General features: G+C 73.8%; 14 protein-coding genes. 8 read left to right on the top strand and 6 right to left on the bottom strand.

The genetic code is table 11. From position 1 onward, the window contains the following. Nucleotides 1-18: 18 nt before the first annotated feature. The 5 genes from ACIBNE_RS29965 (at nt 19) to ACIBNE_RS29945 (ending at nt 4,568) form a co-directional block, all read left to right on the top strand. Nucleotides 19-1,248 (top strand): NAD(P)/FAD-dependent oxidoreductase, encoded by a 1,230-nt coding sequence (locus ACIBNE_RS29965; RefSeq protein WP_399277001.1) that lies wholly within the window; start codon nt 19-21, stop codon nt 1,246-1,248. Between the two features lie 91 nt (nt 1,249-1,339). After that, nucleotides 1,340-1,705, top strand: a complete 366-nt coding sequence (locus ACIBNE_RS29960) for an Rv2175c family DNA-binding protein (protein ID WP_399276998.1) — start codon at nt 1,340-1,342, stop codon at nt 1,703-1,705. Nucleotides 1,706-1,800: 95 nt separating this feature from the next. Further along, nucleotides 1,801-2,439 (top strand): thiamine phosphate synthase, encoded by a 639-nt coding sequence (thiE, locus tag ACIBNE_RS29955; protein ID WP_399277173.1) that lies wholly within the window; start codon nt 1,801-1,803, stop codon nt 2,437-2,439. Between the two features lie 122 nt (nt 2,440-2,561). Next, the gene (metF, locus tag ACIBNE_RS29950) at nt 2,562-3,479 is read left to right on the top strand and encodes a methylenetetrahydrofolate reductase [NAD(P)H] (RefSeq protein ID WP_399276996.1); all 918 of its coding nucleotides are present in this window, start codon (nt 2,562-2,564) and stop codon (nt 3,477-3,479) included. Between the two features lie 51 nt (nt 3,480-3,530). Then, complete coding sequence (locus ACIBNE_RS29945; RefSeq protein ID WP_399276994.1) at nt 3,531-4,568, top strand: hypothetical protein; 1,038 nt, start codon at nt 3,531-3,533, stop codon at nt 4,566-4,568. Nucleotides 4,569-4,652: 84 nt separating this feature from the next. Here ACIBNE_RS29945 and ACIBNE_RS29940 read toward each other — a convergent pair whose 3' ends face one another. From ACIBNE_RS29940 to ACIBNE_RS29920, 5 genes are all read right to left on the bottom strand, one after another. Continuing rightward, nucleotides 4,653-6,083 (bottom strand): phytoene desaturase family protein, encoded by a 1,431-nt coding sequence (locus ACIBNE_RS29940; RefSeq protein ID WP_399276992.1) that lies wholly within the window; start codon nt 6,081-6,083, stop codon nt 4,653-4,655. 84 nt (nt 6,084-6,167) lie between these two features. Beyond that, nucleotides 6,168-6,785 (bottom strand): DUF4126 domain-containing protein, encoded by a 618-nt coding sequence (locus ACIBNE_RS29935; protein WP_399276990.1) that lies wholly within the window; start codon nt 6,783-6,785, stop codon nt 6,168-6,170. A 275-nt stretch (nt 6,786-7,060) separates the two neighbouring features. Next, nucleotides 7,061-7,675, bottom strand: a complete 615-nt coding sequence (locus ACIBNE_RS29930) for a TetR/AcrR family transcriptional regulator (protein ID WP_399276988.1) — start codon at nt 7,673-7,675, stop codon at nt 7,061-7,063. Between the two features lie 11 nt (nt 7,676-7,686). Then, on the bottom strand, nt 7,687-9,774 hold the full coding sequence (locus ACIBNE_RS29925) for a YhgE/Pip family protein (RefSeq protein ID WP_399276986.1): 2,088 nt from the start codon (nt 9,772-9,774) through the stop codon (nt 7,687-7,689). Beyond that, nucleotides 9,746-10,579 carry an ATP-binding cassette domain-containing protein gene (locus tag ACIBNE_RS29920; protein WP_399276984.1) on the bottom strand — a complete coding sequence of 278 codons (834 nt, stop codon included), beginning with the start codon at nt 10,577-10,579 and terminating at the stop codon, nt 9,746-9,748. The genes ACIBNE_RS29925 and ACIBNE_RS29920 overlap by 29 nt, the downstream gene beginning before the upstream one ends. 155 nt (nt 10,580-10,734) lie before the next feature. On the opposite strand from ACIBNE_RS29920, the gene ACIBNE_RS29915 reads away from it, so the two are divergent. The 3 genes from ACIBNE_RS29915 (at nt 10,735) to ACIBNE_RS29905 (ending at nt 12,778) form a co-directional block, all read left to right on the top strand. Further along, complete coding sequence (locus tag ACIBNE_RS29915) at nt 10,735-11,262, top strand: SAV_6107 family HEPN domain-containing protein (RefSeq protein WP_399276982.1); 528 nt, start codon at nt 10,735-10,737, stop codon at nt 11,260-11,262. A 91-nt stretch (nt 11,263-11,353) separates the two neighbouring features. Beyond that, on the top strand, nt 11,354-12,112 hold the full coding sequence (locus ACIBNE_RS29910) for a class I SAM-dependent methyltransferase (RefSeq protein ID WP_399276980.1): 759 nt from the start codon (nt 11,354-11,356) through the stop codon (nt 12,110-12,112). A 273-nt stretch (nt 12,113-12,385) separates the two neighbouring features. After that, nucleotides 12,386-12,778 carry a DUF3040 domain-containing protein gene (locus tag ACIBNE_RS29905; RefSeq protein WP_399276978.1) on the top strand — a complete coding sequence of 131 codons (393 nt, stop codon included), beginning with the start codon at nt 12,386-12,388 and terminating at the stop codon, nt 12,776-12,778. 145 nt (nt 12,779-12,923) lie between these two features. Here ACIBNE_RS29905 and ACIBNE_RS29900 read toward each other — a convergent pair whose 3' ends face one another. Then, the gene (locus ACIBNE_RS29900) at nt 12,924-15,323 is read right to left on the bottom strand and encodes a DUF3488 and DUF4129 domain-containing transglutaminase family protein (protein ID WP_399276976.1); all 2,400 of its coding nucleotides are present in this window, start codon (nt 15,321-15,323) and stop codon (nt 12,924-12,926) included. Nucleotides 15,324-15,357: the final 34 nt, after the last annotated feature.

The raw sequence follows: 15,357 nt of genomic DNA, 5'->3' as shown, positions 1-15,357 counted from the left end.
ATGAGTAGGGTGGTGCGGATGAGCGAGCAGAAACGAATCGTCGTCGTGGGCGCGGGCATGGCGGGGGCACAGACCGCCGTCGCCCTGCGCGAACAGGGCTTCACCGGGCCGATCACCCTGGTCGGCGCCGAACCCCACCGGCCGTACGACAGGCCGCCGCTGTCCAAGGCGGTCCTGCTCGGCAAGGCGGAAGCGGCCGACGTCGCCTTCGAGATCGACTACGAGGCGCTCTCGGTGGAGCTCGTGCTGGGCCGCGAGGTGACCGGGCTGCGCCCCGGCGACCGCGAGGTCGACACCGCCGAAGGGCCCCTCCCGTACGACGTGCTGGTGCTGGCCACCGGCGCCGAGCCCGTCGTGCTGCGCGGCAGCGAGGACGTCCCCGGCGTCCACCTGCTGCGCACCGTCGAGGACGCCGAGCGGCTGCGCCCCGTCCTCGACGGGCAGCGGGACGTCGTGGTCGTCGGCGCGGGCTGGATCGGCGCCGAGTTCGCCACCGCCGCACGCCAGGCGGGCTGCGCGGTCACCGTCGTGGAGGCCGCCGAGCACCCGCTCGCCGGGGCGCTGCCCGCCGAGGTCGCGGCCCCGATGGCCGCCTGGTACGCGGAGAGCGGCGCCGAACTCCTCACCCGCGCGCGCGTGGCCGCGGTCGAGCCGGGCGCGGTGGTCCTCGCGGACGGCCGCAGGCTCCCGGCGGCCGCCGTGGTCGTGGGCATCGGCGCCCGCCCGGCGACCGGCTGGCTCGCGGGCTCCGGGATCGAGCTCGGCCCCGACGGTTCGGTGACCGCCGACGCGCACCTGCGCACCTCGCTCCCCGACGTGTACGCGGTCGGGGACTGCGCCTCCTTCCCCTCGGCCCGCTCCGGCGCGCGCCTGCTGGTCCACCACTGGGACAACGCCCTCCAGGGGCCCCGTGCGGTCGCGGCCGACATCATCGGCGAGGGCGCCGACGGCGGGCGGGGGAAGGCGTACGACCCCGTCCCGTACTTCTGGTCCGAGCAGTTCGGGCGCTTCGTCCAGTACGCGGGCCACCACGCGCCCGGCGACACGCTGGTGCGGCGCGGCGACCCCGACGGCGCCGCCTGGTCGGTGCTCTGGCTGCGCGAGGGCGCCCTGGCCGCGCTGCTCGCCGTCGGCAGGCCGCGCGACCTGGCGCAGGGCCGCAGACTGATCGAGTCGGGCGTCCCGCTCGACCCGGAGCGCGCCGCCGACCCCGACGTACAGCTGAAAATCGCAGTGCAAAAGCCGTAATCAGGGTCGTTTCGCGGCGTGGCGATTGGCGAACTGTCCCGTTCGCCCGACCCGGCTACCCACTGTCAGTGGGGGATGGCACGCTTGTCCTGTGACCGAGATTGACGCAAACACCGATGCTCTCGTCCCCGCCTGGCTCCACCTCCCCGACATCGCAGAGATGCTCGGCATCGAGGTGACGCGCGTGCGGCAGCTGGTCAAGGAGGGCCAGCTCATCGCCGTGCGCCGTGGGGAGAACCGGACGCTCCAGGTGCCGGCCGCCTTCATCGACGGCGACAAGGTGGTGAAGGGGCTCGTGGGGACCCTGACGCTGCTGAAGGACGACGGCTTCTCCGACGAAGAGATGCTGGAGTGGCTGTTCACTCCGGACGACAGCCTGCCGGGCACGCCCGCGCAGGCCCTCAGCGAGAATCGCGGCACGGAGGTGAAGCGCCGCGCCCAGGCGCTCGCCGTCTGACGACACCGCACGCCGCACACCACGCGCGGTGGTGCGGGGCCGTGTCTCCCACGGCCCCGCACCACCGCCCCATCACGACGGGGGAGTACCACCTGATGCTGTCCGACGCCCGGCTCTACCTCTGCACGGACGCCCGCAAGCGGCAGGGTGACCTCCCCGCGTTCCTCGACGCCGTCCTCTCCTCCGGCGTGGACGTCGTCCAGCTGCGGGACAAGGGCATGGAGGCGGCCGAGGAGCTGGAGCACCTGGCGGTCTTCGCCGACGCCTGCCGCAGGCACGGCAAGCTCCTCGCCGTGAACGACCGGGCCGACGTGGCGCACGCCATCGGCTCCGACGTGCTGCACCTGGGGCAGGGCGACCTGCCGGTCCCCGCGGCGCGCGCCGTCCTGGGACGGCGGGTGCTCATCGGCCGCTCCACGCACGCCGAGGCCGAGGTGGACGCCGCGGCCGCCGAGCCCGGCGTGGACTACTTCTGCACGGGCCCCTGCTGGCCGACGCCCACCAAGCCGGGGCGGTACGCCCCCGGCCTCGGCCTCGTGCGGTACGCCGCCTCGCTCGCCCAGGACCGGCCCTGGTTCGCGATCGGCGGGATCGACGCGGGCAATCTGGACGAGGTGCTCGACGCGGGCGCGCGCCGCATCGTGGTGGTCCGGGCGATCACCGAGGCGGACGACCCCGGGGCGGCGGCCGCCGCCCTCGCGAAGCGCGTCGCCGAGCGGGCCGCGTCGGCGTAGCGGAGGGGGTCGTACCGCCGTACGGTCACAAGTCTGTCCGAGGGGTGGACAACAACCCGGCAAAACCGGCATATCCCATACGCCTGGTTGGGGGACCGGGCTGCCCTGGTTAACCTGCCGGTATGGCCCTTGGTACAGCTTCGACCAGGACAGATCGTGCCCGCACGGTGCGCGAAATGCTTGCGACCGGCAAAACTTCGTATTCCTTCGAATTCCGCGCGCCCAAGACGGAGAAGGGCGAGCGGAACCTCTGGAGCGCGCTACGTCGGGTCGAGGCGGTGGCCCCCAGCTTCGTCTCCGTGACCTACGGAGCGGGCGGTTCCACCCGCGCCGGCACGGTCAAGGCCACGCAGCAGATCGCCGCCGACTCCACGCTCACCCCCGTCGCGCACCTCACGGCCGTCGACCACTCCGTGGCCCAACTGCGCAACATGGTCGGGCAGTACGCCGACGCCGGAATCAGGAACATCCTCGCCGTGCGCGGCGACCCGCCGAACGACCCGATGGGGGAGTGGGTCCAGCACCCCGAGGGCGTGCGGTACGCGGCCGACCTGGTCCGCCTCATCAAGGAGGCCGGGGACTTCTGCGTGGGCGTCGCCGCGTTTCCCGAGATGCATCCGCGCTCGGAAGACTGGGACACCGACGTCCGCCACTTCGTGGACAAGTGCCGGGCGGGCGCCGACTACGCGATCACGCAGATGTTCTTCGACCCCGAAAAGTACCTGCACCTGCGCGACCGGGTCGTTTCGGAGGGCTGCGAGACCCCCATCATTCCCGAGGTCATGCCGGTGACCAGCGTGAAGATGCTGGAGAAGCTCCCCGAACTGAGCAATGCCGTCATCCCGACAGGGCTGAAAGAGCGGATCCTCGCGGTCAAGGACGATCCAGCCGCTGTACGCTCCATTGGCATCGAGTTCGCGACGGAATTCTGCGCGAGGCTGCTTGCCGAGGGCGTCCCCGGTCTGCACTTCATCACGCTGGGCAATTCCACGGCAACGCTCGAAATCTACGACAATCTCGGACTGCACGCGCAGTCGTGACCGGCCGTACCCGCCGACACCCGGGGCGGAGGCCGTAGGAGAGGGGCGGGCATGGGCTGGACGGTCCTCTACATCGCGTTCGGCATCGTCGCGCTGTGGTTGCTGGGCGAGGTGCTGCTCCAGTACAAGGCCCGGCTGCGGTACCGACTGCTGGCGTTCACGGGCTTCGTGGGCGTGGTCATCGGCGTGCTGGTGCCGTCCGTCGTCGTGATCGCGCTCGGCGCGATCATGTTCGCCGTCGGCCAGACGTACGTCACGCTGTCCTTCCGGCGCGGCTTCTCCACGGGCTGGGCGCTCGGCGGCCTGCCCGGCGTGAGCAAGCGGCGCAAGGGCGGGGCCGCGGACCGCGAGCCCGTCCTTGAGGTCTCCGACCTGGAGTACGGGCCGGACGAGCGGGAGCGGCACGAGGCCCCGGCGTTCGAGCCGCAGCCGCTGCCCGACGAGACCGGCCAGTACGGGGTCTACGACGCCACGGCCTACCAGGCGCAGCGCCACGGCGAACAGGGGCTCGGGGAGCAGGGTCTCGGGGAGCGGGGGCAGGGCGAGCAGGGGCAGGGCGAGCAGGGGCAGGGCGTCGGCCACGGCTTCGACCAGGGCTTCGACCAGGGCGGGCTCGGGGCCGAGCCCCAGCCGCAGCACGCCGCGTTCGGCGACGACCCGTTCGGCGGCACGGGCGGCTACGACACCGGCGGCTTCGGCGGTACCGGCCACGCCGGTGACGGGCTCGGCGGCCACGGCGGCCAGCCCGACCACACCGGTCACACCAGCCACTCCGGCCACGACACCTACGCGGGCGCCGGACAGTACGACTACGGCACGTCCCAGCAGTACGCCGCCTACTCCGACCCGTACATCGGCAGCAGCGGCCAGCAGAGCTACGGCTACGACAGCTACGGCGGCCAGCAGCAGTTCGCCGCCGACGCCTACGGCCAGCAGGGGTACGCCGACACCCCGCCCGGCGGCGTCTGGGTCCCGCACCAGCGCGACGGGGAGCAGCAGGTCCCGCCGCCGCAGCCGCACGACCCGTCCGCACAGCACCAGAGCGGCTACGACACGGACTACGGCGACCAGCAGCGGTACCGCTACTGACCACGGTCCCGGAAAGACGGCAGGGCCCCGGAAACCACCGCGTTTCCGGGGCCCTGCCGCCTTTCCGTCCGTAAGGGCCCGTGCCTACTGCGAGCCCTTGAAGCCGTCGCCCTCCACGATCAGCCCCGCGACCAGCGCGCCCGACATCCCCGCGTGCGCGAGCCCGCCGCCCGGGTGCGCCCAGCCGCCGGCCAGGTACAGGCCCGGCAGCCGGGTGCGGTTGCCCGGGTGCAGGTACGCGCCTTCGGCGCCGGCCAGCGAGGGCGCGGCGAGCGGCCCGCCCGCCCGGGGCGCCCGCACCTCGCGCCACAGCTCCCGCTCCCGTACGCCGGGGACGGCTCGCTCCGCCGCGTCGAGCAGCGCCTCGGCCAGGCCCGCCGGGTCGCCGCCGCCGTCCCCGTCCCCGTAGGGCACGGTCGCCGTGACCGTCACCGCCTCGTGGTCCGCGTCGGGCCTGGTGCCCGGGTCGTCGGGGCGCACCACCGCGACCGTCGCCACCGGACCGTCGCCGTGCACCACCGTGCGGTGCGCCGCCCCCGCGTCCCGGCCGCCGCGCAGCGCGAGCAGCACCGAGAACCGCCCGAACGCGCCCGCCGTGCCGCGCGGTCGCACGTCCCCGTCCCGCCAGAGCCCGTCCGGCAGCGGCGCCTGCCCCGGGGCGGCGCCCGCCACCACGTGGGCGGCCTCCGCGACCGTCCCGTCCGCCAGCTCGACGCCCGCAGCGTGGCCGTCCTCCGCCACGATCCGCACGATGTCCGCTTCGAAGACGAACTCCACCTTCCGCGCCAGGCACCGCTCGTACACCGCCCGCGCCAGGGCCCGCATGCCGCCCTTGACGTACCAGGCGCCGAACGACTGCTCCATGTACGGCAGCAGGGCGGCGGACGCGGGGGCCGTGGCGGGGTCGAGGCCGAACTCCGACGCGTAACTGCCCAGCAGCGCCGCGAGCCGGGGGTCGGCCAGCTCCCACGCGCCGATCTCGGCGAGCGTCGACGCCTGCCGCTCGCGCCGCAGCAGCCTGCGCTGCCGCAGCGCCGGATAGGGGTCGCGGCCCAGGACCTGCCAGTCGTCCCTGAGGGGCTCTTCGAGCAGCGGGCGCCGCGTGCGGTCCCAGCACTGTCCCGCCCGGCCGAGGAAGTCGCCCCAGCGCTCGCCCGCCCCCGCGCCCAGCGCGGCGTCCAGCGCCGAGAGCAGCCCGGCCCGGGAGGCGTTCGGCAGGCGCACGTCCGTGCCGTCCGCGAAGAGGTGACGGCTCGCCGGGTCGACCGGGGCCAGGTCGACGCACTGCTCCAGCGGCTCCTTGCCGGTCTTCACGAAGAGGTCGCGCCACACGGCGGGCAGGTGCAGCAGGGCCGGGCCCGTGTCGAACGCGAACCCGTCGCGCTCGAAGAGGCCCACCGCTCCGCCGTAGGTCGACGAGCGTTCGTACACCGTCACCCGGTGGCCCGCAACGGCCAGCCGGGCGGCAGTCGCCATGGCGCCGAGTCCGGCGCCGATCACCGCAATCCGTGCCATGCCAGTGACCTTAACGGCCGCCACCGACAACCCCGCGAACCGGGCGGCCCGTCAGCCGGGCAGTGCCGTCGGCCGGGCGGGCCGTCAGCCGGGCGGGCGGCCCGCTCCCGCGCGGCCGAGGCGTTTCTCCTCGCGGCGCTGCGCCCTGCGCCGCAGGAAACGGCGGATCTTCCGGGCCAGGAAGACCACGACGACGATGCCGATCACCAGCAGCGTCCCGGCGATGACCGAGGCGGCGACCGGATGGAACATGGCGAACGTGATGAGCCCGGCGACGCCCAGGTCCTCCGCCACGCTGACCACGATGTTGCTGAAGGGCTCGGGGGAGGTGTTCACCGCCATCCGCGTGCCCGCCTTCACGAGATGGCTGACCAGGGCGGTCGAACCGCCCACCGCACCGGCCGCCAGCTCGGGCAGCGAGCCGCTCTGGCCCGCGAGCAGGGCGGCGACCACCGCGCCCATGACGGGCCTGATCACCGTGTGGACGGAGTCCCAGGCCGAGTCGACGTACGGGATCTTGTCCGCCACCGCCTCGCAGAGGAAGAGCACGCCGACCACGACCAGTACGTCGGTGCGTTGCAGGGAGGCGGGGACCTCGTCGGAGAGGCCGGTCGCGCCGAAGACGCCGAGGAGCAGGACCACCGCATAGGCGTTGATCCCGCTGGCCCAGCCGCTGGTGAAGACCAAAGGGAGTACGGACACGGACGCGATCGTAACCAGCCGCGCCGCCCGGCGGATGGGGACGAGCACGCGGCCCTGAGTATCCGTACCTAGTGGGTGAGATGAGTAGGTGCGCGGATGGGGGCCGACCTGCGCGGAAGGGAGAGTGGTGCACACGGAAGGGGCGCGGCGCCGGCACCGCCGACACGGGGCGGCGGAACGGTGCGGCCCCCGACGTGACGGGGGGTGGCACGGGGGAAGGGGGATGCGGCGAGGCTCGGGGGGATCGAGCCTCGCCGCATTGCGTTTCCGTGCCGTCAGCGGTGTCCGCTCACCCGGCCGTGCAGCAGCCGCGACAGGGCCGCGTGCACGTCGTCGATGGACCGCTCCCGCTGGAACGCCTGCCAGTCGAGCGCGGCCACCAGCACCATGCCGACCAGTGCGGCGGCGGTCAGCGGGACGTCGATCTCACCGCTCAGCTCGCCGCCCTCGATGGCCTCCCGCAGCACGCCCTCCACGACGGCTACCGCCTCCTGGCGCACCACCATCAGGGTCGACTGCCAGGCCCGGTTGGTGCGCCACAGTTCGGCGACGTACAGCTGGGTGAAAGCCGGGTACCGGTCGATGAAGACCAGGCCGGCCCTGATCATCGCGTCCAGCGCCTCGACCTTGCTGCCGCCCCGCTCCCCGGTCTCCTCGGCCGCCGCCCGCAGGGACGCGGTGAGCAGTCCGACGCCGTGGCGCAGCAGCTCCTCGAAGAGTTCGGTCTTGCTTTTGAAGTTGTAGTAGACCGTGCCCTTGGCGACCCCGGCGCGCTCGGCGATCTCGTCCACGGTGGTGGCGGAGAAGCCCTTTTCCGCGATGAGGGTCACTGCGGCCTCGTAGAGCTTCTGCCGGGTGGCCCCGCGCCGCGTGGTGCTGCTGCTTTCCATGGCAGTGATTCTCACAGGCTCAGCTCGGGGTGGAGGCGGTCCATGGTCCACACCTGCTTGCGCCGGGCCGCCACCGCGGTCAGGGCCAGCGCCCCGAGGGTGAAGGCGACCAGCACGGCACAGCCCTGCCAGACGGGGCCGAGGCCGCCGCCCGTGATGAGCCTGCGCAGCCCGTCGACGATGTAGCTCATCGGCAGGTAGGGGTGGATGGCGTTGAAGAAGCCGGGGCTGGTCTGGACGGGGTAGGTGCCGCCCGCCGAGGTCAGCTGGAGCATCAGGACCGCCAGCACCAGGATCCGGCCCGCCGCGCCGAAGCGGGCGTTGAGCCACTGGACGATCGCCGCGAAGCAGCCGGTCACCAGCACCAGGAAGCCGATCGTGCCCGCGGCCCTGTCCATCTGGAGCCCGAGGCGCCAGTGCAGCACGGCCATCAGGATGCCGACCTGCGCGACGCCGACCGCGGCCACCGGTACCCAGCCCGCCAGCGCGATCCGCCAGGCGGACGCGCCCGCGGCGAGCGCGCGCCGGTTCATCGGCTGGATCAGCATGTAGCCGACCATGGCGCCGACCCACAGGGAGAGCGGGATGAAGTACGGGGCGAACCCGGTGCCGTAGTTGGGCGCCGCGTGCAGCGCCTCGGAGGCCAGCCGCACGGGCTCGGCCATCGCCTCGGCGCGCTTGTCCCGGCCCTGCTCGTCGTAGTCCGGGATCTTGCCCGCCCCGTCGTGCAGGCCCCCGGCCAGCTCGGTCGAGCCGTCCTTGAGCTTGAACAGGCCGCCGTCGAGGCTGGTCGCGCCGTTCTTGAGCTTGCCCACGCCCGTGTCGAGGTCGGCCGCGCCGGTCTGCGCGGTGGCGAGGCCGCCGTACAGCTTGCCCGCGCCGGCCGCGACGTCCTTGGCGCCCCGGTTGAGCGCGTTGACCTTGGCGACCGCGTTCTTCAGGTCCTCGTCGAGGCGCGGGGCGTGCCGGGCGAGGTCCGTGGCGCGCTGGTGCAGGTCGGCCAGCTTGCCGTCGAGCTTCTTGAGGTCGCTGTTCTCGCCCGCGATCAGCGTGTTGACGTCGACGGCGACCTTCGCGGCGTCGGCCGCCGCCAGGTCGGCGCGCTGGAGCGGGCCGCAGACGCGCTGGTCGGGCTCGGGGTCGGTGACGCAGCGCTCCTTGTGCAGGGCGGTCAGGTCGGCGGAGGCCTCCTGGGCGCGGGTCGCTGCGGTGGGCGCCGCCTTCACGAGGAGGGCGAGGTTGTGCCGTACGGCCTGGGAGGAGTCGGCGACCAGCTTCGCGGTGTCCCCGATCGACTTGCCGTTGTCCTTGAGGTAGGGCCGCACGCCGTCGGCGGCCCCGTTGACCTTGTCGGCCAGCAGCTGGGTGCCGTCGGCGACCTGCTGGGCGCCGGTCTTCAGCGTGCCCGCCCCGCCGTGCAGCTTCGCCACGCCGCTGGCCAGGTCGCCGCTGCCGGTCTTGGCGTCCTTGAGGCCGTTGGCCAGGTCCTCGGAGCCCTTCTTCGCCTTGCCGACGCCGTCCTTGAGCTCGTCGGCGCCCTGGGCGGCCTTCACCGTCTTGCCGTGGATGTCGGAGAACGAGATGAAGATCTTGTCGTAGAAGGTGCGCGAGGCGTTGGTCGAAGCGGCCCGCCTGACCTCGGAGAACACCGTCCGCGAGATCTGCCCGACGATGTAGTTGTTGGCGTCGTTCGTACGGACCTGGAGGGCGCCGGTCTCGGGGTTCTCCCCCGGGCTGGACGCGATGCGCGAGCTGAAGTCGCCCGGCATGGTCAGCGAGAGGTAGTACTTGCCGTCCTCGACGCCCTTGCGGGCCTCGGACGCGCTCACCTCGTGCCACTCGAAGGACTTGCTGTCGAGCAGCTTCCTGGTGATCTCGTCGCCCGCGGCGATCTTCTCGCCGTCGACGGTGGCGCCCTTGTCGTCGTTGACGAGCGCGACGGGGATGCGGTCGAGCCTGCCGTACGGGTCCCAGAAGGACCACAGGTACAGCGCGCCGTACAGCAGGGGCAGCAGGAGCAGGGCGACCAGGGCGGCGCGCGGCAGCTTCCCCCTGCCGAACCGCTTCAGCTCAAGCGCGGCCAGTCTCGGCGAACGCATCTGCCGCCCCCTTCTCGTCGTCGTCCTCGTCCCGCGAGGTCTCGTCGGTCTGGTCCTGCGGGTTTTGCGGGTCCTGCGGGTCCTGCCCGGCCGCCGCGCGTGCGGTGGTGGTGCGGACGACGACCGCGTCCTCGGGGGCCTGGCTGCACACCGCGAGCACGGTGGTCCCGCCGGCGGCCAGCGAGCGCAGCAGCTCCCAGGCGGTCTCGCGCTCGGCGTCGGAGAGCTTCATGTCGGCGTCGTCGACGGCGACCAGACCTGGCCGCGCGACCAGGGCGAGGGCCAGCGAGAGCCGCAGGGCCTCAAGCCGCTCCAGGTCCCGTACGGAGGTGCGGCCCCGCTTGGGCAGCGTCCGCGGGTTCAGTCCGACGGCGGCGAGCGCGTCGGCGACGCGGGCCCGGGAGGCGGCGGCGCGCTCGCCGCGCGGTCGCAGGAGGTCGCGCACGGAGCCGCCGAAGCGGCGCTGGAGCAGTGCGCGCTCGCGCAGGTGCTCGTCGACGGTCAGCGAGGGGTCGAGGTCGCTGACGCCGGGCACCGGGCCGAGCGCGGTGGTCCGGCGCACCGCGGTCATCTTGTCCGGCAGCGGCAGCCCGCCGACCGCGGCGCTGCCCTCGGTGGGGCGCATCCGGCCGGTGAGCGCGAGCAGCAGGGAGGTGCGCCCGGAGCCCGAGGGGCCCACGACGGCGATCAGCGAGCCGGGCCCCGCCTCGACGTCCACCCCCCGGAAGGCCCAGCCGCGCGGGCCTTCGAGCCCGAATCCCGCGGCGGACACAGCGGCGCCGCGCGGGCCGTCATGGCGGTCCATGCATCCCCCCACCTTTGAACTGACCAGTCAGTGCAAAAAGTAGCGCGGACCCGTCGCTCCGCGCAAAGCCGCAGCTCAGAGCCGATTGTCAGTGGGTCCCCTCACAGTGGACACATACGGCCACAGCGCCGTCACACGACGACAGGAGGTTCGTCATGGCCAGCACACCCGCAAGCGCCGCCCGTCGGCGCCGCACCAGCGGCCCTGCCCCCTCACTGCCCGGCCCCGCGAGCGACATCCACCCCGTCCTGCGCCGCGCGTCGGCCCCGCCCGCCGCGCTCGACCTGCTCGCCCAGGCCCGCGGCGGCCTGGACGAGGCCGCCCTCCTCGAACTCCCCAACGACCGGTACGCCACGGCCCACCTCGCCGCGCTGCGCACCGCCGCCGCCGTGCTCGCCGCGCGCGGCCGCCCCGAGACCAGCGAGCGCAGGCGCCAGCGCATCCGCAGCGCCTGGGAAGTGCTCCCCGAGATAGCGCCCGAGCTCACCGAGTGGAGCGCCCTGTTCGCCTCGGGCGCCCCGCGCAGGGCGCGGGCGGAGGCGGGCATCCCGGGCGCCGCCAGCACCCGCGACGCCGACGACCTCCTGCGCGACGCGGGCATGTTCCTGCGCATCGTCGAGCGGATGCTCGTCCTCCAGCCCGCCCTGCCCCAGCCCCGGGCCGGGCGCCCGGACGTGGGGTGAGACGAATGTCCGGGTCCGCGGTGCGAGGCAATAGGGTGGTCAGTGCCCGTACCCCCTGCACGCCCTGCACCGCGCCGAGGAGTCATCTGCCGTGTCGGACCCCATGCGCCCCCGCGCCTCCCTCCGTACCGCCGTCGTCTGGGACGTCCTCAAGGACGCCCTCGACGACCAGGTCAAGGCGACAGGCAGCGACGCCCTGGACGTCCTGGACACCGGCGGCGGCACCGGGAACTTCGCGGTGCCCGTCGCCCGCCTCGGCCACCGCGTCACGGTCGTCGACCCCAGCCCCAACGCGCTCTTCGCGCTGGAGCGCAGGGCCGCCGAAGCGGGGGTCGCCGACCGGGTCAGGGGAGTCCAGGGCGACATACACGGCCTCTTCGACGTGGTCGAGCCCGCGGGCTTCGACGCGGTCCTGTGCCACGGCGTCCTGGAGTACGTCGACGACCCGGCCGACGGCGTGCGCAACGCGGCGAAGGCCCTGCGCTCCTCCGGCGCGCTCAGCCTGCTCGCCGCGGGCGTCGGCGGGGCCGTCCTCGCCAGGGCGCTCGCCGGGCACTTCGCGGAGGCGCGCACCGCCCTCACCGACCCGGCGGGCCGCTGGGGCGAGGGGGACCCGGTGCCCCGGCGCTTCACCGCCGAGCAGCTGACCGAGCTGGTCGGCGGGGCCGGAATGGCGGTCTCCGCGGTGCACGGCGTGCGGATCTTCGCCGACCTGGTGCCCGGAGTCCTGGTGGACACCGAGCCCGGTGCCGTCGACGCCCTCCTCAAGCTGGAGGAGGCCGCCGCGGAGCTGCCCGCGTTCCACTCCGTCGCCACCCAGCTGCACGTCCTCGGCTCGAAGCGCCCCTGACCCGCCCCGGTCCACGGGTCTGATCAGCGGCGCAGCCGCAGATGGAGTACGCCACAGGCCCCCCGATCGCGCGCTTCGCCCCGTATGATCGGGGGACACCGTCCGGCATGACGGATCGGTCGTTGGGGAATCTACGCCTCAGCAGCCGAGCCGCCGTGGCGGTCCGGATCGGCTATTTGGCTTTGAGGGCGGGTTTCACGGGGGCGATTCCCTGCCTATCCTGAAAGAGCCGCATAGCGGTCGCCCCCCGCGACCGACGACTAGGAGGACTCCGTGCCGCTCTCGGAGCACGAGCAGCGAATGCTCGAGCAGATGGAGCGAGCGCTGTACGCCGAAGATCCCAAGTTCGCTACAGCGCTTGAGGGAAGCGGGCTGCGTACGTACACCCGGCGACGGGTCTACCAGGCGGTCGCAGGCTTTCTCGTGGGTATCGCGCTCCTCATGGCCGGAATGGCCCTCCAGCAAATCTGGATCGGCGTGGTGGGCTTCCTGGTCATGCTGGGCTGCGCCGTTCTCGCGGTCACCGGCTGGCGCAAGGCGCCCAAGCCCGGGGAACAACAGACCGCCGGAGGACCGGCTGACCGCCGCGGCCCCCGGCAGAAGCGTTCGATGATGGACCGGATCGAGCAGCGCTGGCAGCGCCGCCGCGACGAACAGGGCCACTGAACAACACAGCGTGGAACACGGATGAGGGGCGACCGCCCGAAGGCGGTCGCCCCTCATCCGTGTCCCGGTGCTCCGCATCCGTGTCCCGGTGTCTCCGTGCCTCCGGTGCCCCGCGCCGATCACAGGCGCGGGGCACCGGGGACGCCTACTGCTGGCGCGACGGCCTGCGGACCAGCCCCGCCACCCAGGCGTTCAGCCGCGCCGCGAGCGCCGCCCTGCGGTCGGAGACGGCCCAGGCCACCCGGACGGACGAGCGGGGCGCGAGCAGCGCGTGCAGCTTCGCGCTCCGGCCCGCGCTCGCCGCCAGCCCCTCCCGCACCCGCCGCACGTCCGCGGCGAGCCCGGTCCCGGGCTGCGGCCGCGGCGCGTACAGCACCTGTTCGACCGCGCCCGCCACGCGCCCGACCGCTTCCGCGGCCTCGCCCTCCAGCAGGCCCACCCGCACGATCCGAGCCGCCGCCCTGCGCGGCGTCTCCGACCCGTCGGGCCCGATGCCGTAGTCCCAGGCGGTGTCGGTGATCTCCAGCCAGGCCGCCAGCGTCCGGCTCGCGGCATCGGCCGAGGTGCGCCCGCCGGAGCCGAGCCGCCGCGCCCGCGCCCTGGTCCGCCAGAGCAGCGGCAACAGCGGCACCAGCAGCAGCGCAAGCACCGCGAGCCCCGCGCCGACCACCGTGGACGTCGGGGTCCCCCCGTCCGTCGGCGGCGCGACGCCCTGCTCCACGGGGCCGCCGCACTCGCCCTGGCGCCGCAGTTGCGCCGGGCAGCTGTCCGACGCCGTCGGACCCGCCGACGCGGGCGCCGACGCCTCGGTCGAGGGCTCCGCGGGGCTGGTCGGGCCGTCGGTCGTGGTCTCGGGCCGGGTGTAGTCCGGCACCGAGCCCCGGCTCGGGGTCGGCTCGAAGCGGGTCCAGCCCACCCCGTCGAAGTACAGCTCGGGCCAGGCGTGCGCGTCCTGGAGCCCCACCGACATGGAGCCGTCCGTGCGCGAGGTGCCCGGCGTGAAGCCGACCGCGACCCGCGCCGGGATGCCGAGCGTGCGCGCCATCGCCGCCATCGAGAAGGAGAAGTGGACGCAGAAGCCCTCCTTGTCCTCCAGGAAGCGGACGATGGCCTCCGTGCCCGTGCCCGAGCTGACGCTGGTGTCGTAGGTGAAGCCGCCGCTGGAGGAGAACCAGTCCTGGAGCTTCACCGCGCGCTCGTAGTCGTTGGCCGAGCCCTGGGTGACCCTGGTCGCGGTCTCGCGCACCACGGCGGGCAGCGAGTCGGGGACCTTGGTGTAGGTGCGCTTGACCGCGGTGGGCGGGGGACCGGCGTCGGCGAGCTGCTTCGCGGTCGGCCGCAGCAGCAGGCTCTTGACCGTGTACTGCGCGCCGTTCGTCTTCTGCCCGTCGTCGCCGACCAGGGTGCGGCCCGTGGGCTCGTAACGCCACTTGCCCTTCGCCCTGACCTCGGTCGCCGGGTAGGGCATCGGCAGGTACGACTGCCCGTACCAGCCGGCGGCCGAGATGCTGGTCTCGATCTGCGTCGCGGGCACGTCGGAGTTCAGGCCCTCGGGCGACGGCAGCCGGTCGGGCACGTCCCCGACGCGGCGGTCGGAGGTCTTCCACTCCTGGCCGTTGAACTGGTCGAGCGCCAGGATCCGCAGGTAGAGGTCCTGCGTCGCCGGGGCGTTGGTGCGGTAGCGCAGCGCCTCCTTGTTCTCCGGCTGGTTGAGGTTGTCCTGGAGCGACACGAGGGGGTTCACCGCGGAGATGGTGCCGCCGCCGCGCCCGCCGCCCTCACCCGGGCCCGAACCGCTCAGCAGCCCGCCGTCCAGCGCGGGCAGCGCGGCGGGCACCGCGAGCGCGACGCCCAGCGCCACCACGCCGATGCGCCGCCCCGTGCGGATCGGCGCCAGCGCGGTGCCGCTGCCGCCCTCGAAGCCCGCTGCGGTGCCCTGCGGGCGCCGCGCGCCGCCGAAGACCCGGCCCCACTGGGAGAGCCGGTCCCGGCCCTCGGCCAGCAGGAGCAGCAGATAGCCGGAGGCCGCCAGCAGGAACCAGAGCCAGCTCGCGCCGCCGCCCGACAGCCCCGCGGCCACCGAGTACAGCGCCAGCAGCGGCAGGCCCGCGGGGGCCGCGCTGCGGAACGTCACCGCCAGCGCGTCCACGGCGAGGCCGATCACCAGCACGCCGCCGACCAGCATCAGCTTGATGCCGTCGGAGTCCGGCGCGGGGATCGCGTACCGCGCGACGTCGTCGCCGCCCGCCCGCATCAGGTCCGCGAAGCGCGTCAGCGCCTCGGGCCCCGGCACGATCCCGGCGATCGCCTGCTCCCTGGCGAAGACCAGGGTCACCGCCAGCAGCGAGACCAGCGCCTGGACCAGCACGGTCAGCGGCCGCGCCAGCGGCACCCGCCGGGCGGCCGCGCCGATCCCGCTCTGCAGCGCCACCAGGAAGACGGCCTGGAGGAACCAGGAGGCGGGCGTCACCAGCGGCAGCATCGAGCCCGCCGCCATCAGCGTGGCGGCGAAGGCGCAGAGCGTCAGCCTGCCGTGCCCGCTCACCTGGCCCCCCGCCCGCCGTGCGTACCGTCCGTGA

The organism is Streptomyces sp. NPDC050504, assembly GCF_044458065.1.
GTDB lineage: Bacteria > Actinomycetota > Actinomycetes > Streptomycetales > Streptomycetaceae > Streptomyces.
This window is presented reverse-complemented; position numbering and strand designations above follow the sequence as displayed.